The organism is Priestia megaterium (genome assembly GCF_009497655.1).
Classification (GTDB): domain Bacteria; phylum Bacillota; class Bacilli; order Bacillales; family Bacillaceae_H; genus Priestia; species Priestia zanthoxyli.
In genome coordinates this window covers 74,776-90,407 of sequence record NZ_CP023317.1, presented here as the reverse complement: position 1 = coordinate 90,407, position 15,632 = coordinate 74,776, and the positions used below count along the sequence as shown (strand labels likewise).

10 protein-coding genes and 3 rRNA genes are annotated in these 15,632 nt (G+C 43.0%); all 13 read right to left on the bottom strand.

Annotation, left to right across the window (positions count from 1 at the left end):
• Nucleotides 1–3: 3 nt before the first annotated feature.
• The 13 genes from radA to pabA all read right to left on the bottom strand — a co-directional run bounded on the left by radA (nucleotide 4) and on the right by pabA (nucleotide 15,631).
• Nucleotides 4–1,380 (bottom strand): DNA repair protein RadA, encoded by a 1,377-nt coding sequence (gene radA / locus CEQ83_RS00450; protein ID WP_013054899.1) that lies wholly within the window; start codon nucleotides 1,378–1,380, stop codon nucleotides 4–6.
• 123 nt (nucleotides 1,381–1,503) lie between these two features.
• Nucleotides 1,504–3,945 (bottom strand): ATP-dependent protease ATP-binding subunit ClpC, encoded by a 2,442-nt coding sequence (gene clpC / locus CEQ83_RS00445; RefSeq protein ID WP_014462041.1) that lies wholly within the window; start codon nucleotides 3,943–3,945, stop codon nucleotides 1,504–1,506.
• 20 nt (nucleotides 3,946–3,965) lie between these two features.
• A complete protein-coding gene (locus CEQ83_RS00440) occupies nucleotides 3,966–5,039 on the bottom strand; it encodes a protein-arginine kinase McsB (RefSeq protein ID WP_013054897.1) in 1,074 nt (357 codons plus the stop codon).
• Between the two features lie 3 nt (nucleotides 5,040–5,042).
• Nucleotides 5,043–5,585 (bottom strand): protein-arginine kinase activator protein McsA, encoded by a 543-nt coding sequence (locus tag CEQ83_RS00435; RefSeq protein WP_028412656.1) that lies wholly within the window; start codon nucleotides 5,583–5,585, stop codon nucleotides 5,043–5,045.
• Between the two features lie 41 nt (nucleotides 5,586–5,626).
• Entirely contained in the window at nucleotides 5,627–6,088 is a 462-nt protein-coding gene (locus tag CEQ83_RS00430) for a CtsR family transcriptional regulator (protein WP_013054895.1), read from the bottom strand.
• Nucleotides 6,089–6,323: 235 nt separating this feature from the next.
• Nucleotides 6,324–6,439, bottom strand: a 5S ribosomal RNA gene (gene rrf, locus CEQ83_RS00425).
• 62 nt (nucleotides 6,440–6,501) lie between these two features.
• Nucleotides 6,502–9,437 (bottom strand): 23S ribosomal RNA (locus tag CEQ83_RS00420).
• A gap of 225 nt (nucleotides 9,438–9,662) precedes the next feature.
• Nucleotides 9,663–11,214, bottom strand: a 16S ribosomal RNA gene (locus CEQ83_RS00415).
• The 16S, 23S and 5S rRNA genes sit together here, the layout of an rRNA operon.
• A gap of 283 nt (nucleotides 11,215–11,497) precedes the next feature.
• The gene (gene lysS, locus CEQ83_RS00410) at nucleotides 11,498–12,982 is read right to left on the bottom strand and encodes a lysine--tRNA ligase (RefSeq protein ID WP_013054894.1); all 1,485 of its coding nucleotides are present in this window, start codon (nucleotides 12,980–12,982) and stop codon (nucleotides 11,498–11,500) included.
• A gap of 272 nt (nucleotides 12,983–13,254) precedes the next feature.
• A complete protein-coding gene (gene folK / locus CEQ83_RS00405; protein ID WP_033580815.1) occupies nucleotides 13,255–13,800 on the bottom strand; it encodes a 2-amino-4-hydroxy-6-hydroxymethyldihydropteridine diphosphokinase in 546 nt (181 codons plus the stop codon).
• Nucleotides 13,801–14,160, bottom strand: a complete 360-nt coding sequence (gene folB / locus CEQ83_RS00400) for a dihydroneopterin aldolase (protein WP_028412654.1) — start codon at nucleotides 14,158–14,160, stop codon at nucleotides 13,801–13,803. It abuts the gene before it with no gap.
• A 21-nt stretch (nucleotides 14,161–14,181) separates the two neighbouring features.
• The gene (gene pabC / locus CEQ83_RS00395) at nucleotides 14,182–15,045 is read right to left on the bottom strand and encodes an aminodeoxychorismate lyase (protein ID WP_033580816.1); all 864 of its coding nucleotides are present in this window, start codon (nucleotides 15,043–15,045) and stop codon (nucleotides 14,182–14,184) included.
• 4 nt (nucleotides 15,046–15,049) lie between these two features.
• Nucleotides 15,050–15,631, bottom strand: a complete 582-nt coding sequence (pabA, locus tag CEQ83_RS00390) for an aminodeoxychorismate/anthranilate synthase component II (RefSeq protein WP_028412652.1) — start codon at nucleotides 15,629–15,631, stop codon at nucleotides 15,050–15,052.
• Between the last annotated feature and the right edge of the window lies 1 nt (nucleotide 15,632).

Here is a 15,632-nt window from a genome sequence, read left to right as displayed (position 1 = left end):
TGCTTATCCTCCTAATGTATATTGCAGAGCCTCCGCTACTGTTGATACCCCAATCACATCAATACCATCTGGGACTTTCCATCCTCCTAAATTTTTCTCCGGAATAATAATTCGTTGGAACCCTAATTTTACCGCTTCTTGAACGCGCTGTTCAATTCTAGACACTCGGCGTACTTCGCCTGTTAATCCTACCTCTCCTACAATAACATCTGTAGCGCTAGAAGCAGCATCTCTGAAGCTTGAAGCAATGCTAACGGCTACAGCTAAATCGATTGCTGGTTCATCTAATTTCACTCCACCTGCTACTTTTAAATAAGCATCTTGATTCTGCAGCAGCATTCCTACACGCTTTTCTAAGACAGCCATGATAAGCGAAACGCGATTATGATCTACTCCTGTCGCCATTCTTCTAGGGTTTCCAAAGCTCGTTGGACTGATTAGCGCCTGCAGCTCTACTAATACGGGTCTTGTCCCTTCCATTGAAGCGACAACAACCGAACCTGCTGCTCCCTGAGACCGTTCTTCTAGAAAGATTTCAGATGGATTCAATACTTCTTCTAGCCCACTTTCTTTCATTTCAAAAATGCCCATTTCATTTGTAGATCCAAATCGGTTCTTAACCGCTCTTAATATACGATACGTATGATGGCGCTCTCCTTCAAAATAAAGAACCGTATCTACCATATGTTCAAGAAGTCTTGGACCCGCAATGGCCCCTTCTTTCGTTACATGACCCACAATAAAGATGGCAATGCCATTAGTTTTAGCAACACGCATTAGTTCAGCCGTACACTCTCGCACCTGTGAGACGCTTCCTGGCGCTGATGTCACATCAGCATGGTAAATGGTTTGAATTGAATCAATCACCACAAAATCAGGCTGCATGCTTGAGATGGCCTCTAGTATTAATTCTAAGTTTGTTTCTGCGTGAACATAAAGCTCTTCAGCTTTTACACCTAGCCTGTCCGCTCTTAACTTCGTTTGTTTGGTTGATTCCTCTCCCGAAATATATAGTACTTTATTTTGTTTCATTGCTAACTGCGCGGAGGTTTGCAAAAGTAAAGTAGACTTTCCGATACCCGGATCTCCCCCTATTAAAACGAGTGACCCTCTGACAATACCGCCTCCTAATACACGGTTTAACTCTGCAGAAGGTGTAAAAATCCGTGGTTCTGTTGTAGATTCAATCGCTGTAATTGACTGAGGTTTTTGAACTTTAGAAGCAGTAGCTCCGGAAAAAGCTCCTCGGCGTGATGATTTCGTTTCTTCCATTTCTTCCACCATCGAATTCCAGCTTCCGCATCCAGGACATTTCCCCATCCATTTTGCGGATTCATATCCGCAATGCTGACATGCAAATTTTGTTTTTCGTTTCGCCATTATGTTATCAATCTCTCCGTTCATTCAATCGATTTCTATCTCTATTGTACACTATTTCCTAAGCTAAAATAAAAAGGGAGGCATACGTGTTTTTTCGTATGCCTCGTCTTGGTTTGAGTAAATTTAGCTGATGCTGCTTGGAGCGGAGGATTTAACAACAAATTCTCCTTTGTCTACATCTAGCGTCACTTTCTGACCTTTTTGAACAACCCCTTTTAGCAGCTCTTCAGATAAACGGTCTTCAATATGTTTTTGAATTGCTCTACGAAGTGGACGAGCGCCGTATTCTGGGTCAAAACCTTCCTCTGCAATCTTATCAATTGCTTCTTTTGTTAATTCAAGATCAATTTCTTGCTCTTTTAAGCGTTTTGTTAACTGGTCCGCCATTAATTTAACGATTTCAGCTAAGTGAGGTTTCTCCAATGAATGGAAGACGATAATTTCATCGATACGGTTTAGGAACTCCGGACGGAATGCGCGCTTCATTTCCGCCATTACTTTTCCTTTCATATCTTTGTAGTCTTGGCCTTCTGCTTCTACTGTGAACCCTAAGTGCTTGCTTCGTTTTAATGTGTCCGCACCTACGTTTGATGTCATAATTAAAATCGTATTACGGAAATCAACTGTACGGCCTTTTGAATCTGTTAAGCGTCCATCTTCTAACACTTGTAATAAAATGTTAAATACATCCGGATGTGCTTTTTCAATTTCGTCTAAAAGAACAACTGAGTAAGGTTTTCTTCTTACTTTTTCCGTTAACTGGCCGCCTTCTTCGTATCCAACATATCCTGGAGGTGAACCTACTAAGCGTGAAGTAGAATGTTTCTCCATGTACTCAGACATATCGATACGAATCATTGCGTCTTCGTCGCCAAAGATTGACTCCGCTAATGCGCGTGCAAGCTCTGTTTTACCAACCCCTGTTGGTCCTAAGAAAATGAATGAACCAATTGGGCGTTTTGGATCTTTCAAGCCTGCTCTAGCACGGCGCACAGCTTTTGCAACTGCTTTTACCGCTTCTTCTTGCCCAATTACACGAGAGTGAAGAATCTCTTCCATGTTTAGCAGTCTTTCTGTCTCTTCCTGTGCCAGTTTAGAGACCGGTACACCCGTCCAGCTAGATACCACCATCGCAATATCTTCTACGGTTACAGCTGAGTTTTCTTTACCTTGCTGTTCTTTCCAAATTTTCTTTGTGTCTTCTAATTCTTCGCGTAGGCGTTGTTCTGTGTCGCGTAAAGATGCTGCTTTTTCAAATTCTTGACTTTGAACAGACGCATCTTTTTCATTGCGTACTGATTCTAATTTTTGCTCTAATTCCTTTAAATTTGGCGGCGTTGTAAATGAACGTAAACGCACTTTTGAACCAGCTTCATCAATTAAATCGATTGCTTTATCCGGTAAGAAACGATCTGAAATGTAGCGATCTGATAGTTTCACCGCTTGCTCGATTGCCTCATCAGAAATAGATACTCGGTGATGCGCTTCATAACGGTCACGAAGCCCTTTTAAGATTTGAATAGACTCTTCCAACGTTGGTTCATCCACTTGAATTGGCTGGAAGCGACGCTCTAACGCTGCATCTTTTTCAATATATTTTCTGTATTCATCTAAAGTCGTAGCACCGATACACTGAAGTTCTCCACGAGCAAGAGACGGTTTTAAAATATTAGAAGCATCGATAGCACCTTCTGCACCACCAGCGCCAATTAATGTGTGTAACTCATCGATAAAGAGAATGATATTACCTGCTTGACGAATTTCATCCATTACTTTCTTCAGGCGATCTTCAAATTCTCCGCGATATTTTGTACCAGCCACGACCGTTCCCATATCCAAAGTCATAACGCGTTTGTCACGTAAAATTTCTGGAACTTCATTGTTGACGATTTGCTGAGCCAAACCTTCAGCGATTGCCGTTTTACCGACACCTGGCTCCCCAATTAATACAGGATTGTTTTTTGTACGTCGGCTTAACACTTCAATAACACGCTGAATTTCTTTCCCACGTCCGATAACAGGGTCTAAGCTTCCTTCGCGCGCTACAACTGTTAAATCGCGTGCTAAGCTGTCTAGCGTAGGTGTATTGGCATTTGAAGAACCTCCGCCTTGATGGCTTGAAGCAGCTTCATTGCTACCTAATAAATGAAGTACTTGCTGACGAGCTTTATTTAGGCTGACACCTAGATTATTTAAAACGCGTGCTGCAACGCCTTCACCTTCACGAATTAAGCCTAGTAAGATATGTTCTGTTCCTACGTAAGAATGACCAAGCTTTCGGGCTTCATCCATTGAAAGTTCAATGACTTTTTTCGCTCGAGGTGTATAATGAATGGTCTGCGTTAATTCTTGGCCTCTGCCAATTAATGCTTCCACTTCTTTTTGAATTTTTTCAGTGCTTAGGCCTAGAGCAGAAAGAGCTTTTGCTGCAATTCCTTCACCTTCACGAACGATACCTAATAAAATGTGCTCCGTTCCAATGTTGTTGTGACCTAGGCGTAGTGCTTCTTCCTGTGCTAAAGCTAATACTTTTTGTGCGCGCTCTGTAAATCTACCAAACATCATATAATCGTCACCCTCCACGTTTAATTTGTGTTTTTATTTATAGTGAGACGTTCTCGAATTAAGGTGGCTCTTTTAATGTCACGTTCCTGAGGCTTTAGGGGCCCTCCCGAATACTTTTGTAAAAAGCCTGGCTGCGTCATAATGATAAGTTCATTCAATATATTTTGACTCAGTCCTTTTATATACCCTAAATCGATTCCTAATCGAACATCTGATAAACATTGTGAAGCTTCTTTGGACTCAATAATACGGCTATTGGCCAATACTCCATATGAACGATACACTCGATCTTCTAACTCTACATGAGATGTTTTAAACAGTGCGTCTCTTGCAGAGTGCTCTTGTGTAATTAACTGCTGTACGACACTATTTAAATCTGCCACAATATCTTCTTCAGATTTCCCTAAGGTTATCTGATTAGAAATTTGAAAGATATTCCCTAAAGCTTCGCTACCTTCTCCATAAATTCCTCTCACCACTAAGCCAAGCTGGTTAATAGCGGGAATAATACGATGAATTTGACGGGTCATCACTAAAGCCGGCAGATGCATCATCACAGATGCACGTAGCCCAGTACCCACATTTGTGGGACAGCTGGTTAAATACCCTCTATTTTCATCAAACGCATAATCTACGTATTTCTCAATCCAATTATCTACTTTATTCGCTGTGCTTAAAGCTTCAGATAATTGAAGGCCTGGAAATAAACATTGTATGCGTAAATGATCTTCTTCATTAACCATAATACTCAAATCTTCTTTTTCTGATAAAAAACAAGCTCCGTTGTTGTCTCCTTCAGCCAAGTTAGGACTGATAAGATGTTTTTCAACCAACACTTGCTTTTGAAGAGGCTGTAATTCGTTCATCTTTAGTAAATGCAAATTCCACTGATTGGTGTTCTCGCTTTTTTGAAAAACTTGCTCAAATACTCGAACCACTTCAACTGCTTGTTCTTTAGAAAAGAGAGTTGGAAAAAGATAATGAGTTAAATTTCGAGCCAGCCTGATTCGACTGCTTAGCACAATATCTGAATTCGAAGCTTCTTGACGCATCCAAGAGCTAACAGGCTGGGAAAAGAACAAATCCTGGGACATGAATTACGCTTCCTCCTCTCTCGATTCGTTCATCTTCTTTTCTAGTAATCGAATGTGATCTCGGAGTTCGGCTGCTTTCTCAAACTCCTCTTTTTCGATATACTCTTTTAAGTTCAATCTTAATGCCTGTAATTCCTTTTTTAAATGAAGATTACTTGCAATTCTTGCTGGTATTTTTCCATGATGTAGATAATTACCTCCATGCAGCCTCTTCAAGAAAGGAATAAGAGGTCGCTCAAATGTTTTGTAGCAATCTGCACATCCAAACCTGCCGATTTTAGCAAATTTTTGATATGTCATGCCACAAGTAGGACAAGAAAGAACGTCCTGACTTTGTTTCTTATAATTTTCAGTTACTGCTGGGTCTAGGTTAAGTAGGCCAGCTAGTAAGTTATTGATTGAAAAACCTTGCTGATTTGAAAAAGAAAATGCATCTCCATTTTCTGAAGCGCATTGTTCACATACGTGCATCTCCGTCTTTTCACCATTAATAATTTTTGTGAAGTGAAGAGTTGCAGGTCTCGTTTCACATTGCTGACAAATCATCCTGTCATCACTCCCTGTTCTAAATAAAATAGATCATGAGCTTATCGGTAGCGTAATGAATTAAGCATTGCTTTTAAAAGATTGGCTCTTAGCTCATCACGATAAGGAAGTTCAATATTAATAACTGAACGATTGATAACGCTCAACATGATTTTTGCTTCTCGTTCTGTGATGACTTTTTCTTCAACTAACCTAATAATGACATTTTCAGCACTTACTTGTGAAATTTCATTTTGAATCATCTCAATCACTTGCTGAAACAAATCCGCTGCATCATGCATTTTTACTTTTGCAATACGAATAAATCCGCCGCCGCCTCGCTTACTTTCTACAAGATAACCTCTCTCAACCGTAAAGCGGGTATTGATAACGTAATTAATTTGCGACGGAACGCATTGAAATTTATCAGCAATCTCACTGCGCCTTATTTCAACAATTTCTCTTTCACTTAATTCAAGTACTTGTTTTAAATACTGTTCGATAATGTCAGAGATATTTGGCACGCTGCCCCCTCCTTCTGACTTTGACTATATTTGACCTTAATTTAAATATAAAAGGAAACGAAAAAATTTTCAACTATGTACTATTAAAGTTTATTCTTTACTTTTATCGTTGCCACTAAAATTTATTTCAAAACCTGCAAATCGCGAATTTTATTGTTCTTACTATACTTTTTCATAAAACAAATAAATTGTAAACAAAAAAGGACTAGCTAAAATAGCTAGTCCTTTTTCAGGTGCCTGGCAACGTCCTACTCTCACAGGGACAAAGTCCCAACTACCATTGGCGCTAAAGAGCTTAACTTCCGTGTTCGGTATGGGAACGGGTGTGACCTCTTCGCTATCGCCACCAGACAAGAGATTGCTCTCTCAAAACTAGGTAACAGTTTGCTGAGTAAAGCTTACACTTTTAAAGTTTGGTTAAGTCCTCGATCGATTAGTATCAGTCAGCTACACATGTCGCCACGCTTCCACCTCTGACCTATCAACCTGATCATCTTTCAGGGATCTTACTAGCTTGCGCTATGGGAAATCTCATCTTGAGGGGGGCTTCATGCTTAGATGCTTTCAGCACTTATCCCGTCCACACATAGCTACCCAGCGATGCCTTTGGCAAGACAACTGGTACACCAGCGGTGTGTCCATCCCGGTCCTCTCGTACTAAGGACAGCTCCTCTCAAATTTCCTACGCCCACGACGGATAGGGACCGAACTGTCTCACGACGTTCTGAACCCAGCTCGCGTACCGCTTTAATGGGCGAACAGCCCAACCCTTGGGACCGACTACAGCCCCAGGATGCGATGAGCCGACATCGAGGTGCCAAACCTCCCCGTCGATGTGGACTCTTGGGGGAGATAAGCCTGTTATCCCCGGGGTAGCTTTTATCCGTTGAGCGATGGCCCTTCCATGCGGAACCACCGGATCACTAAGCCCGACTTTCGTCCCTGCTCGACTTGTAGGTCTCGCAGTCAAGCTCCCTTGTGCCTTTACACTCTACGAATGATTTCCAACCATTCTGAGGGAACCTTTGGGCGCCTCCGTTACATTTTAGGAGGCGACCGCCCCAGTCAAACTGCCCACCTGACACTGTCTCCCGGCCCGATCAGGGCCGCGGGTTAGAATTTCAATACAGCCAGGGTAGTATCCCACCGACGCCTCCACCGAAGCTAGCGCTCCGGCTTCTCAGGCTCCTACCTATCCTGTACAAGCTGTACCAAAATTCAATATCAGGCTACAGTAAAGCTCCACGGGGTCTTTCCGTCCTGTCGCGGGTAACCTGCATCTTCACAGGTACTATAATTTCACCGAGTCTCTCGTTGAGACAGTGCCCAGATCGTTACGCCTTTCGTGCGGGTCGGAACTTACCCGACAAGGAATTTCGCTACCTTAGGACCGTTATAGTTACGGCCGCCGTTTACTGGGGCTTCGATTCAGAGCTTCTCCCAAAGGATAACCCCTCCTCTTAACCTTCCAGCACCGGGCAGGCGTCAGCCCCTATACTTCGCCTTGCGGCTTCGCAGAGACCTGTGTTTTTGCTAAACAGTCGCCTGGGCCTATTCACTGCGGCTCTCTCGGGCTATACACCCTACCAGAGCACCCCTTCTCCCGAAGTTACGGGGTCATTTTGCCGAGTTCCTTAACGAGAGTTCTCTCGATCACCTTAGGATTCTCTCCTCGCCTACCTGTGTCGGTTTGCGGTACGGGCACCTCCCGCCTCGCTAGAGGCTTTTCTTGGCAGTGTGGAATCAGGAACTTCGGTACTATAATTCCCTCGTCATCACAGCTCAGCCTTTATGATGAGCGGATTTGCCTACTCATCAGCCTAACTGCTTGAACGCGCATATCCAGCAGCGCGCTTACCCTATCCTACTGCGTCCCCCCATTACTCAAACGGCGGGGAGGTGGTACAGGAATATCAACCTGTTGGCCATCGCCTACGCTTTTCAGCCTCGGCTTAGGTCCCGACTAACCCTGAGCGGACGAGCCTTCCTCAGGAAACCTTAGGCATTCGGTGGACAAGATTCTCACTTGTCTTTCGCTACTCATACCGGCATTCTCACTTCTAAGCGCTCCACCAGTCCTTACGGTCTGACTTCACAGCACTTAGAACGCTCTCCTACCACTGACATCAAAGATGTCAATCCACAGCTTCGGTGATACGTTTAGCCCCGGTACATTTTCGGCGCAGAGTCACTCGACCAGTGAGCTATTACGCACTCTTTAAATGGTGGCTGCTTCTAAGCCAACATCCTGGTTGTCTAAGCAACTCCACATCCTTTTCCACTTAACGTATACTTGGGGACCTTAGCTGGTGGTCTGGGCTGTTTCCCTTTTGACTACGGATCTTATCACTCGCAGTCTGACTCCCATGGATAAGTCTTTGGCATTCGGAGTTTGACTGAATTCGGTAACCCGTTGGGGGCCCCTAGTCCAATCAGTGCTCTACCTCCAAGACTCTCACAACATGAGGCTAGCCCTAAAGCTATTTCGGAGAGAACCAGCTATCTCCAGGTTCGATTGGAATTTCTCCGCTACCCACACCTCATCCCCGCACTTTTCAACGTGCGTGGGTTCGGGCCTCCATTCAGTGTTACCTGAACTTCACCCTGGACATGGGTAGATCACCTGGTTTCGGGTCTACAACCACATACTAAACGCCCTATTCAGACTCGCTTTCGCTACGGCTCCGCCTTATCAGCTTAACCTTGCATGGGATCGTAACTCGCCGGTTCATTCTACAAAAGGCACGCCATCACCCGTTAACGGGCTCTGACTACTTGTAGGCACACGGTTTCAGGATCTCTTTCACTCCCCTTCCGGGGTGCTTTTCACCTTTCCCTCACGGTACTGGTTCACTATCGGTCACTAGGTAGTATTTAGCCTTGGGAGATGGTCCTCCCAGCTTCCGACGGAATTTCACGTGTTCCGCCGTACTCAGGATCCACTCAAGAGGGAACGAAGTTTCAACTACAGGGTTGTTACCTTCTTCGACGGACCTTTCCAGGTCGCTTCATTTACTTCGTTCCTTTGTAACTCCGTATAGAGTGTCCTACAACCCCAAGAGGCAAGCCTCTTGGTTTGGGCTAATTCCGTTTCGCTCGCCGCTACTCAGGAAATCGCATTTGCTTTCTCTTCCTCCGGGTACTTAGATGTTTCAGTTCCCCGGGTCTGCCTTCAATATCCTATGTATTCAGATAAAGATACTGTTCCATTACGAACAGTGGGTTTCCCCATTCGGAAATCTCCGGATCAAAGCTCACTTACAGCTCCCCGAAGCATATCGGTGTTAGTCCCGTCCTTCATCGGCTCCTAGTGCCAAGGCATTCACCGTGCGCCCTTTCTAACTTAACCATTAGCGAATAAATGGTACAACATAAAGTTGTGTTATTTATTGGTTTGATTAAAGAAAAGTTTCACTTTTCCTCAGCAATTACTGTTATCTAGTTTTCAAAGAACAATCGCAACCAAAATTCTTCTTATCTAATAAGAAGAAAGTAGTATGCTTTCTATAATTGAGAGATTGAACTCTCAAAACTGAACAAAGTGTCAAAACGTACGTCATGTAAAAATCCTTAGAAAGGAGGTGATCCAGCCGCACCTTCCGATACGGCTACCTTGTTACGACTTCACCCCAATCATCTGTCCCACCTTAGGCGGCTAGCTCCTTACGGTTACTCCACCGACTTCGGGTGTTACAAACTCTCGTGGTGTGACGGGCGGTGTGTACAAGGCCCGGGAACGTATTCACCGCGGCATGCTGATCCGCGATTACTAGCGATTCCAGCTTCATGTAGGCGAGTTGCAGCCTACAATCCGAACTGAGAATGGTTTTATGGGATTGGCTTGACCTCGCGGTCTTGCAGCCCTTTGTACCATCCATTGTAGCACGTGTGTAGCCCAGGTCATAAGGGGCATGATGATTTGACGTCATCCCCACCTTCCTCCGGTTTGTCACCGGCAGTCACCTTAGAGTGCCCAACTAAATGCTGGCAACTAAGATCAAGGGTTGCGCTCGTTGCGGGACTTAACCCAACATCTCACGACACGAGCTGACGACAACCATGCACCACCTGTCACTCTGTCCCCCGAAGGGGAACGCTCTATCTCTAGAGTTGTCAGAGGATGTCAAGACCTGGTAAGGTTCTTCGCGTTGCTTCGAATTAAACCACATGCTCCACCGCTTGTGCGGGCCCCCGTCAATTCCTTTGAGTTTCAGTCTTGCGACCGTACTCCCCAGGCGGAGTGCTTAATGCGTTAGCTGCAGCACTAAAGGGCGGAAACCCTCTAACACTTAGCACTCATCGTTTACGGCGTGGACTACCAGGGTATCTAATCCTGTTTGCTCCCCACGCTTTCGCGCCTCAGCGTCAGTTACAGACCAAAAAGCCGCCTTCGCCACTGGTGTTCCTCCACATCTCTACGCATTTCACCGCTACACGTGGAATTCCGCTTTTCTCTTCTGCACTCAAGTTCCCCAGTTTCCAATGACCCTCCACGGTTGAGCCGTGGGCTTTCACATCAGACTTAAGAAACCGCCTGCGCGCGCTTTACGCCCAATAATTCCGGATAACGCTTGCCACCTACGTATTACCGCGGCTGCTGGCACGTAGTTAGCCGTGGCTTTCTGGTTAGGTACCGTCAAGGTACGAGCAGTTACTCTCGTACTTGTTCTTCCCTAACAACAGAGTTTTACGACCCGAAAGCCTTCATCACTCACGCGGCGTTGCTCCGTCAGACTTTCGTCCATTGCGGAAGATTCCCTACTGCTGCCTCCCGTAGGAGTCTGGGCCGTGTCTCAGTCCCAGTGTGGCCGATCACCCTCTCAGGTCGGCTATGCATCGTTGCCTTGGTGAGCCGTTACCTCACCAACTAGCTAATGCACCGCGGGCCCATCTGTAAGTGATAGCCGAAACCATCTTTTAATCATCTCCCATGAAGGAGAAGATCCTATCCGGTATTAGCTTCGGTTTCCCGAAGTTATCCCAGTCTTACAGGCAGGTTGCCCACGTGTTACTCACCCGTCCGCCGCTAACGTCTTAGAAGCAAGCTTCTAAGACGTTCGCTCGACTTGCATGTATTAGGCACGCCGCCAGCGTTCATCCTGAGCCAGGATCAAACTCTCCGAAGAAATGTTTGACTTGCTCATTTAAAAAATAAAAATTAACGTTGACGTTTGTCGCTTTGTTCAGTTTTCAAAGTTCAACCGCCGCTCTTAAGCGACTTTACTATCTTATCAAGTTATCAACGTAATGTCAACAACTTTTTTTATTTCTTTTTGTTGTTTTCGCTTATCTGCGTTAGCAACAGATATAAATATACCAAATCGTTTTCATAAAAACAAGAGGTAAATTAAAAGTTTAAATTTTCTAATATTAATACCTAAAAAAAGATGGCCGTAGCCATCTCTTTTTTTAGCGTTGACGCATATGTGGGAATAATAGTACATCACGGATTGACGGTGCATTTGTTAGTAACATAACAAGGCGGTCAATACCGATTCCTAGACCACCTGTAGGTGGCATACCGTATTCTAATGCCTCAATGAAGTCATCATCCATCTCATGTGCTTCATCGTTTCCTTGTTCTTTCTCTTTCAACTGAGCTTCAAAGCGCTCACGTTGGTCAATTGGATCATTTAGCTCTGTAAATGCGTTCGCGTGTTCACGCGCAACGATAAACAGCTCAAAACGGTCAGTAAAACGCGGATCTTCCGCATTTTTCTTAGCAAGTGGAGAGATTTCTACAGGATGTCCGTAAATGAACGTCGGTTGAATTAACTGCTCTTCTACTTTTTGTTCAAAGAATTCATTTACAATATGTCCATATTGCATATGTTCAGTGATTTCTACCCCGTGTTCTTTTGCTAAAGCACGAGCTTCTTCAACAGATGTTTCTCCCCAGAAGTCTACGCCCGTATATTGTTTAATAGCATCGACCATATGAAGTCTTGTCCATTCTGGCGTTAGGTCTACCTCTTGATCACCATACTGAATCTTTGTTGTGCCAAGTACTTCTTGCGCAATGTGTGCAATTAAGTTCTCTGTTAAAGCCATGATATCTTTGTAGTCCGCATACGCTTCGTACAATTCGATCATTGTAAATTCAGGATTGTGACGTGTAGATACACCTTCATTACGGAATACACGGCCAATTTCATATACTTTTTCTAATCCACCTACGATTAAACGTTTTAAATGAAGTTCAATCGCAATACGCATATAAAGTTCCATATCAAGCGCATTGTGGTGTGTCACAAACGGACGAGCTGCTGCTCCACCTGCGATTGAATGCATCATCGGTGTTTCAACTTCTAAGTATCCGTGATTATCTAAGTAACGGCGCATCGATTGAATAATGCGGCTTCTTGAGATAAATGTTTGTTTACTTTCTGGGTTTGTAATTAAATCTAAGTAACGTTGACGGTAGCGCTGTTCAATATCTTTTAAACCATGATATTTATCTGGAAGTGGACGAAGCGCTTTTGTTAGTAACGTGAAATCTTTTACTTTAATAGAAAGTTCGCCAACTTTTGTTTTGAATAAAACACCTTCAACCCCTACCAAGTCACCGATATCTACGCTGCTGAAGATTTCGTACTGTTCTTCGCCAATTGCATCTTTACGTACATAAAGCTGAATTTGTCCTGTTAAATCTTGAACGTGAGCGAAACCTGCTTTTCCTTTTCCACGCTTTGTCATAATACGACCAGCTAGTGACACAGGCACTTCATTTTCTTCTAACTGTTCTTTTGTTAACTCGTCATACTCACTAATTAATTGCTGTGATGTATGTGTACGTTCAAAACGTTGACCAAACGGATCAATACCCTGATCTCGTAGGTTGCTCATTTTTTCGCGACGAACGAGAAATTGATCATTTAATTCTTCATGACTCATCGTTTACTCATCTCCATCGTATAATTAAGTTTTCCGAAACAGAAAAAAGGCCAGCATGTTTACTGGCAACTACTACGTTTCTTTAAAATTATTATAGGTTCAGTCGTTTCTCTATGTCAAATCGCTTTATTCTTGCTTCGCTTCTCTTTTTCTTCGATTTCTCTAACAAGCTACCGAATAAACCAACAACCTGCGAACCCAAACCTTAAAGTTTTCACTGTGAACTCTACTTTACGCCAATATAAAAATGAACCAACTAATAAGATTCATTTTTACTTATGTAAATCATTCCTATTATTTTCGAACATATCTAGTATATCAGTTGTTTGCTCTCGAAATAATTTTACATCTTTTAAATCCGATAACCGTTTTGTGATGGTTTCAACTTTTTCTTCTGCTACAGGGAGAATAAGAGATGGAGCTAGTTCGTTTAGAGGAACCATCACAAACGCCCGTTCAAACATTCGGGGATGAGGGACGTTCAGCCTATCCGTATGAATGATTTCATTACTATAAAGTAAGATATCCAAATCAAGGGTTCTAGGTCCCCATACAATCTCTCTTTTTCGACCTGCCGCTTGTTCAATGGCTTGCAAACAATCTAAAAGTTGCTCTGACGAATACGTTGTTTGTATTTTTACTACCATGTTTAAAAAGCTTGCTTGATTCGTATACCCGACCGGGGCCGTTTCATAAACAGATGAAACAGCCACTACCTTAACCTCAGAATGTTTCATCAAGCCAGTAACTCCCGACTTCAAATGTTCCATTCGATTTTCAATATTTGATCCTAATGCAATATATGCTTCTGTTGTCATTCAACGGCTCCTTTTAATTTCAATAGCTACCGATTGATAATAACCGGGAATTGGCGGATCAGGCTTATATACCTTTACTGTACAAGCCTGCACGAGTTCGTAATTAGCAAGCAATTCAGATGCAATCGTTTCGGCCACCGTTTCAACTAACTTGAACGTGCGCTTCTCTACAACTTCCTGGCATGTTTGGTATAAATCTGCATAGCTCACCGAGTATTCTAAATTGTCCGTAGTACCAGCTTGTTTTAAATCTAGTTCTACAGTTAAATCCACGTGAAAACGCTGCCCTAATTTATTTTCTTCTGGAAATACACCATGATATCCATAGAAACGCATATCATTCACATAAATTTTATCCATCTTTAGCCTCTCCTTTCGCTTTTATACATGTAGCTCGCGTCGACTCATTAGCGACATCGTGTAAGAGCGATACTCTTTTTGCAACTGAGCTGTTAACGTATGGTCTCCGACTGAAAACTTCTTATCCTTTATACTTCGAAGAGGTACGATTTCTTGAATGGAATTTGTAACGAAAGCTTCATCACTCTCCAAAAGCTGTTCCGCCGTAAATAAACCTTCTACAACTTCTATGTTTTTCTTTTTTAAAAGCGTAAAGATAAACTGTCTCGTAATTCCATTTAAGATACCTGTTTCAAGAGACGGTGTATATACACAATCATCTTTTACAAAAAATAAATTGGACACAATACCTTCGGCTAAGAACCCTTCTTTTGTTAAAAAAATACCCTCTTTATTTAAGTCTGAACCAACTTCTCGCTTAGCCAGTACATTGTTTAAATAATGATGAGACTTCAACCTCACGGTTCCTTCGGGCGTATTTCGCTTTGTCTCAAGAATAAGCCCCTCTTTTACAAGGGGGCTCGATGGATGAGGCATTGATTTCATGTATACAATTGTAGATGGCTTGTCGTATTCTTCCACTTGCAGTCCAATTCCGCCATTTCCTGCTGAAACATTTAATCGAACATACGCATTTCTCTCATTGTTTTTCATTAACAGACTATTAATAATTGCCAACACGTCCTGTGTGGAGTAGTCCCATACAATATTTAATTCACGTAAGCTGCTACGCAGTCGATCCAGATGGTCTTCCACTAAAAATGGATGACCATCATAAACTCGTAGCGTTTCAAATAGCCCTAGACCATACATATATCCGTGATCAAACGGAGAAATAGTGGCTTCAGACGCAGGCTTTACTTCACCATTTACGTATATATACATATCATTACACTCGCTTTTTTTCGTAAGTTTCAATAAAATTTTTCAGCATTTCTTTACCGTAAGAAGTCATGATAGATTCAGGGTGGAACTGTACCCCTTCAATAGGTAATGATTTATGGCGAATCGCCATAATTTCATCTTCTGCTGTCCACGCTGAAATCTCAAAGCAATCCGGCAGTGAACTTTTTTCTACAATCAAAGAATGATATCGAGTTGCCGTGAACGGATTATCAAGATCTTTAAAGATAGTACGGCCATCATGATGCATTTCAGATGTTTTACCGTGCATTAATTTATCCGCACGAATCACATTCCCTCCAAAAGCTTGCCCAATCGACTGATGCCCTAAGCATACGCCGAATATTGGAATCTTACCTGCAAAATACTCGATGGCTTCTAAACTGATTCCCGCTTCGTTGGGACTACAAGGTCCCGGGGAGATCATCAAGAAATCTGGATTTAGCACTTCAATTTCAGAAAGTGTAATTTCATCATTTCTTTTTACAAGAAGCTCATGCCCTAGCTCACCTAAATACTGTACTAAATTAAACGTAAAAGAATCATAATTATCAATCATTAATATCATC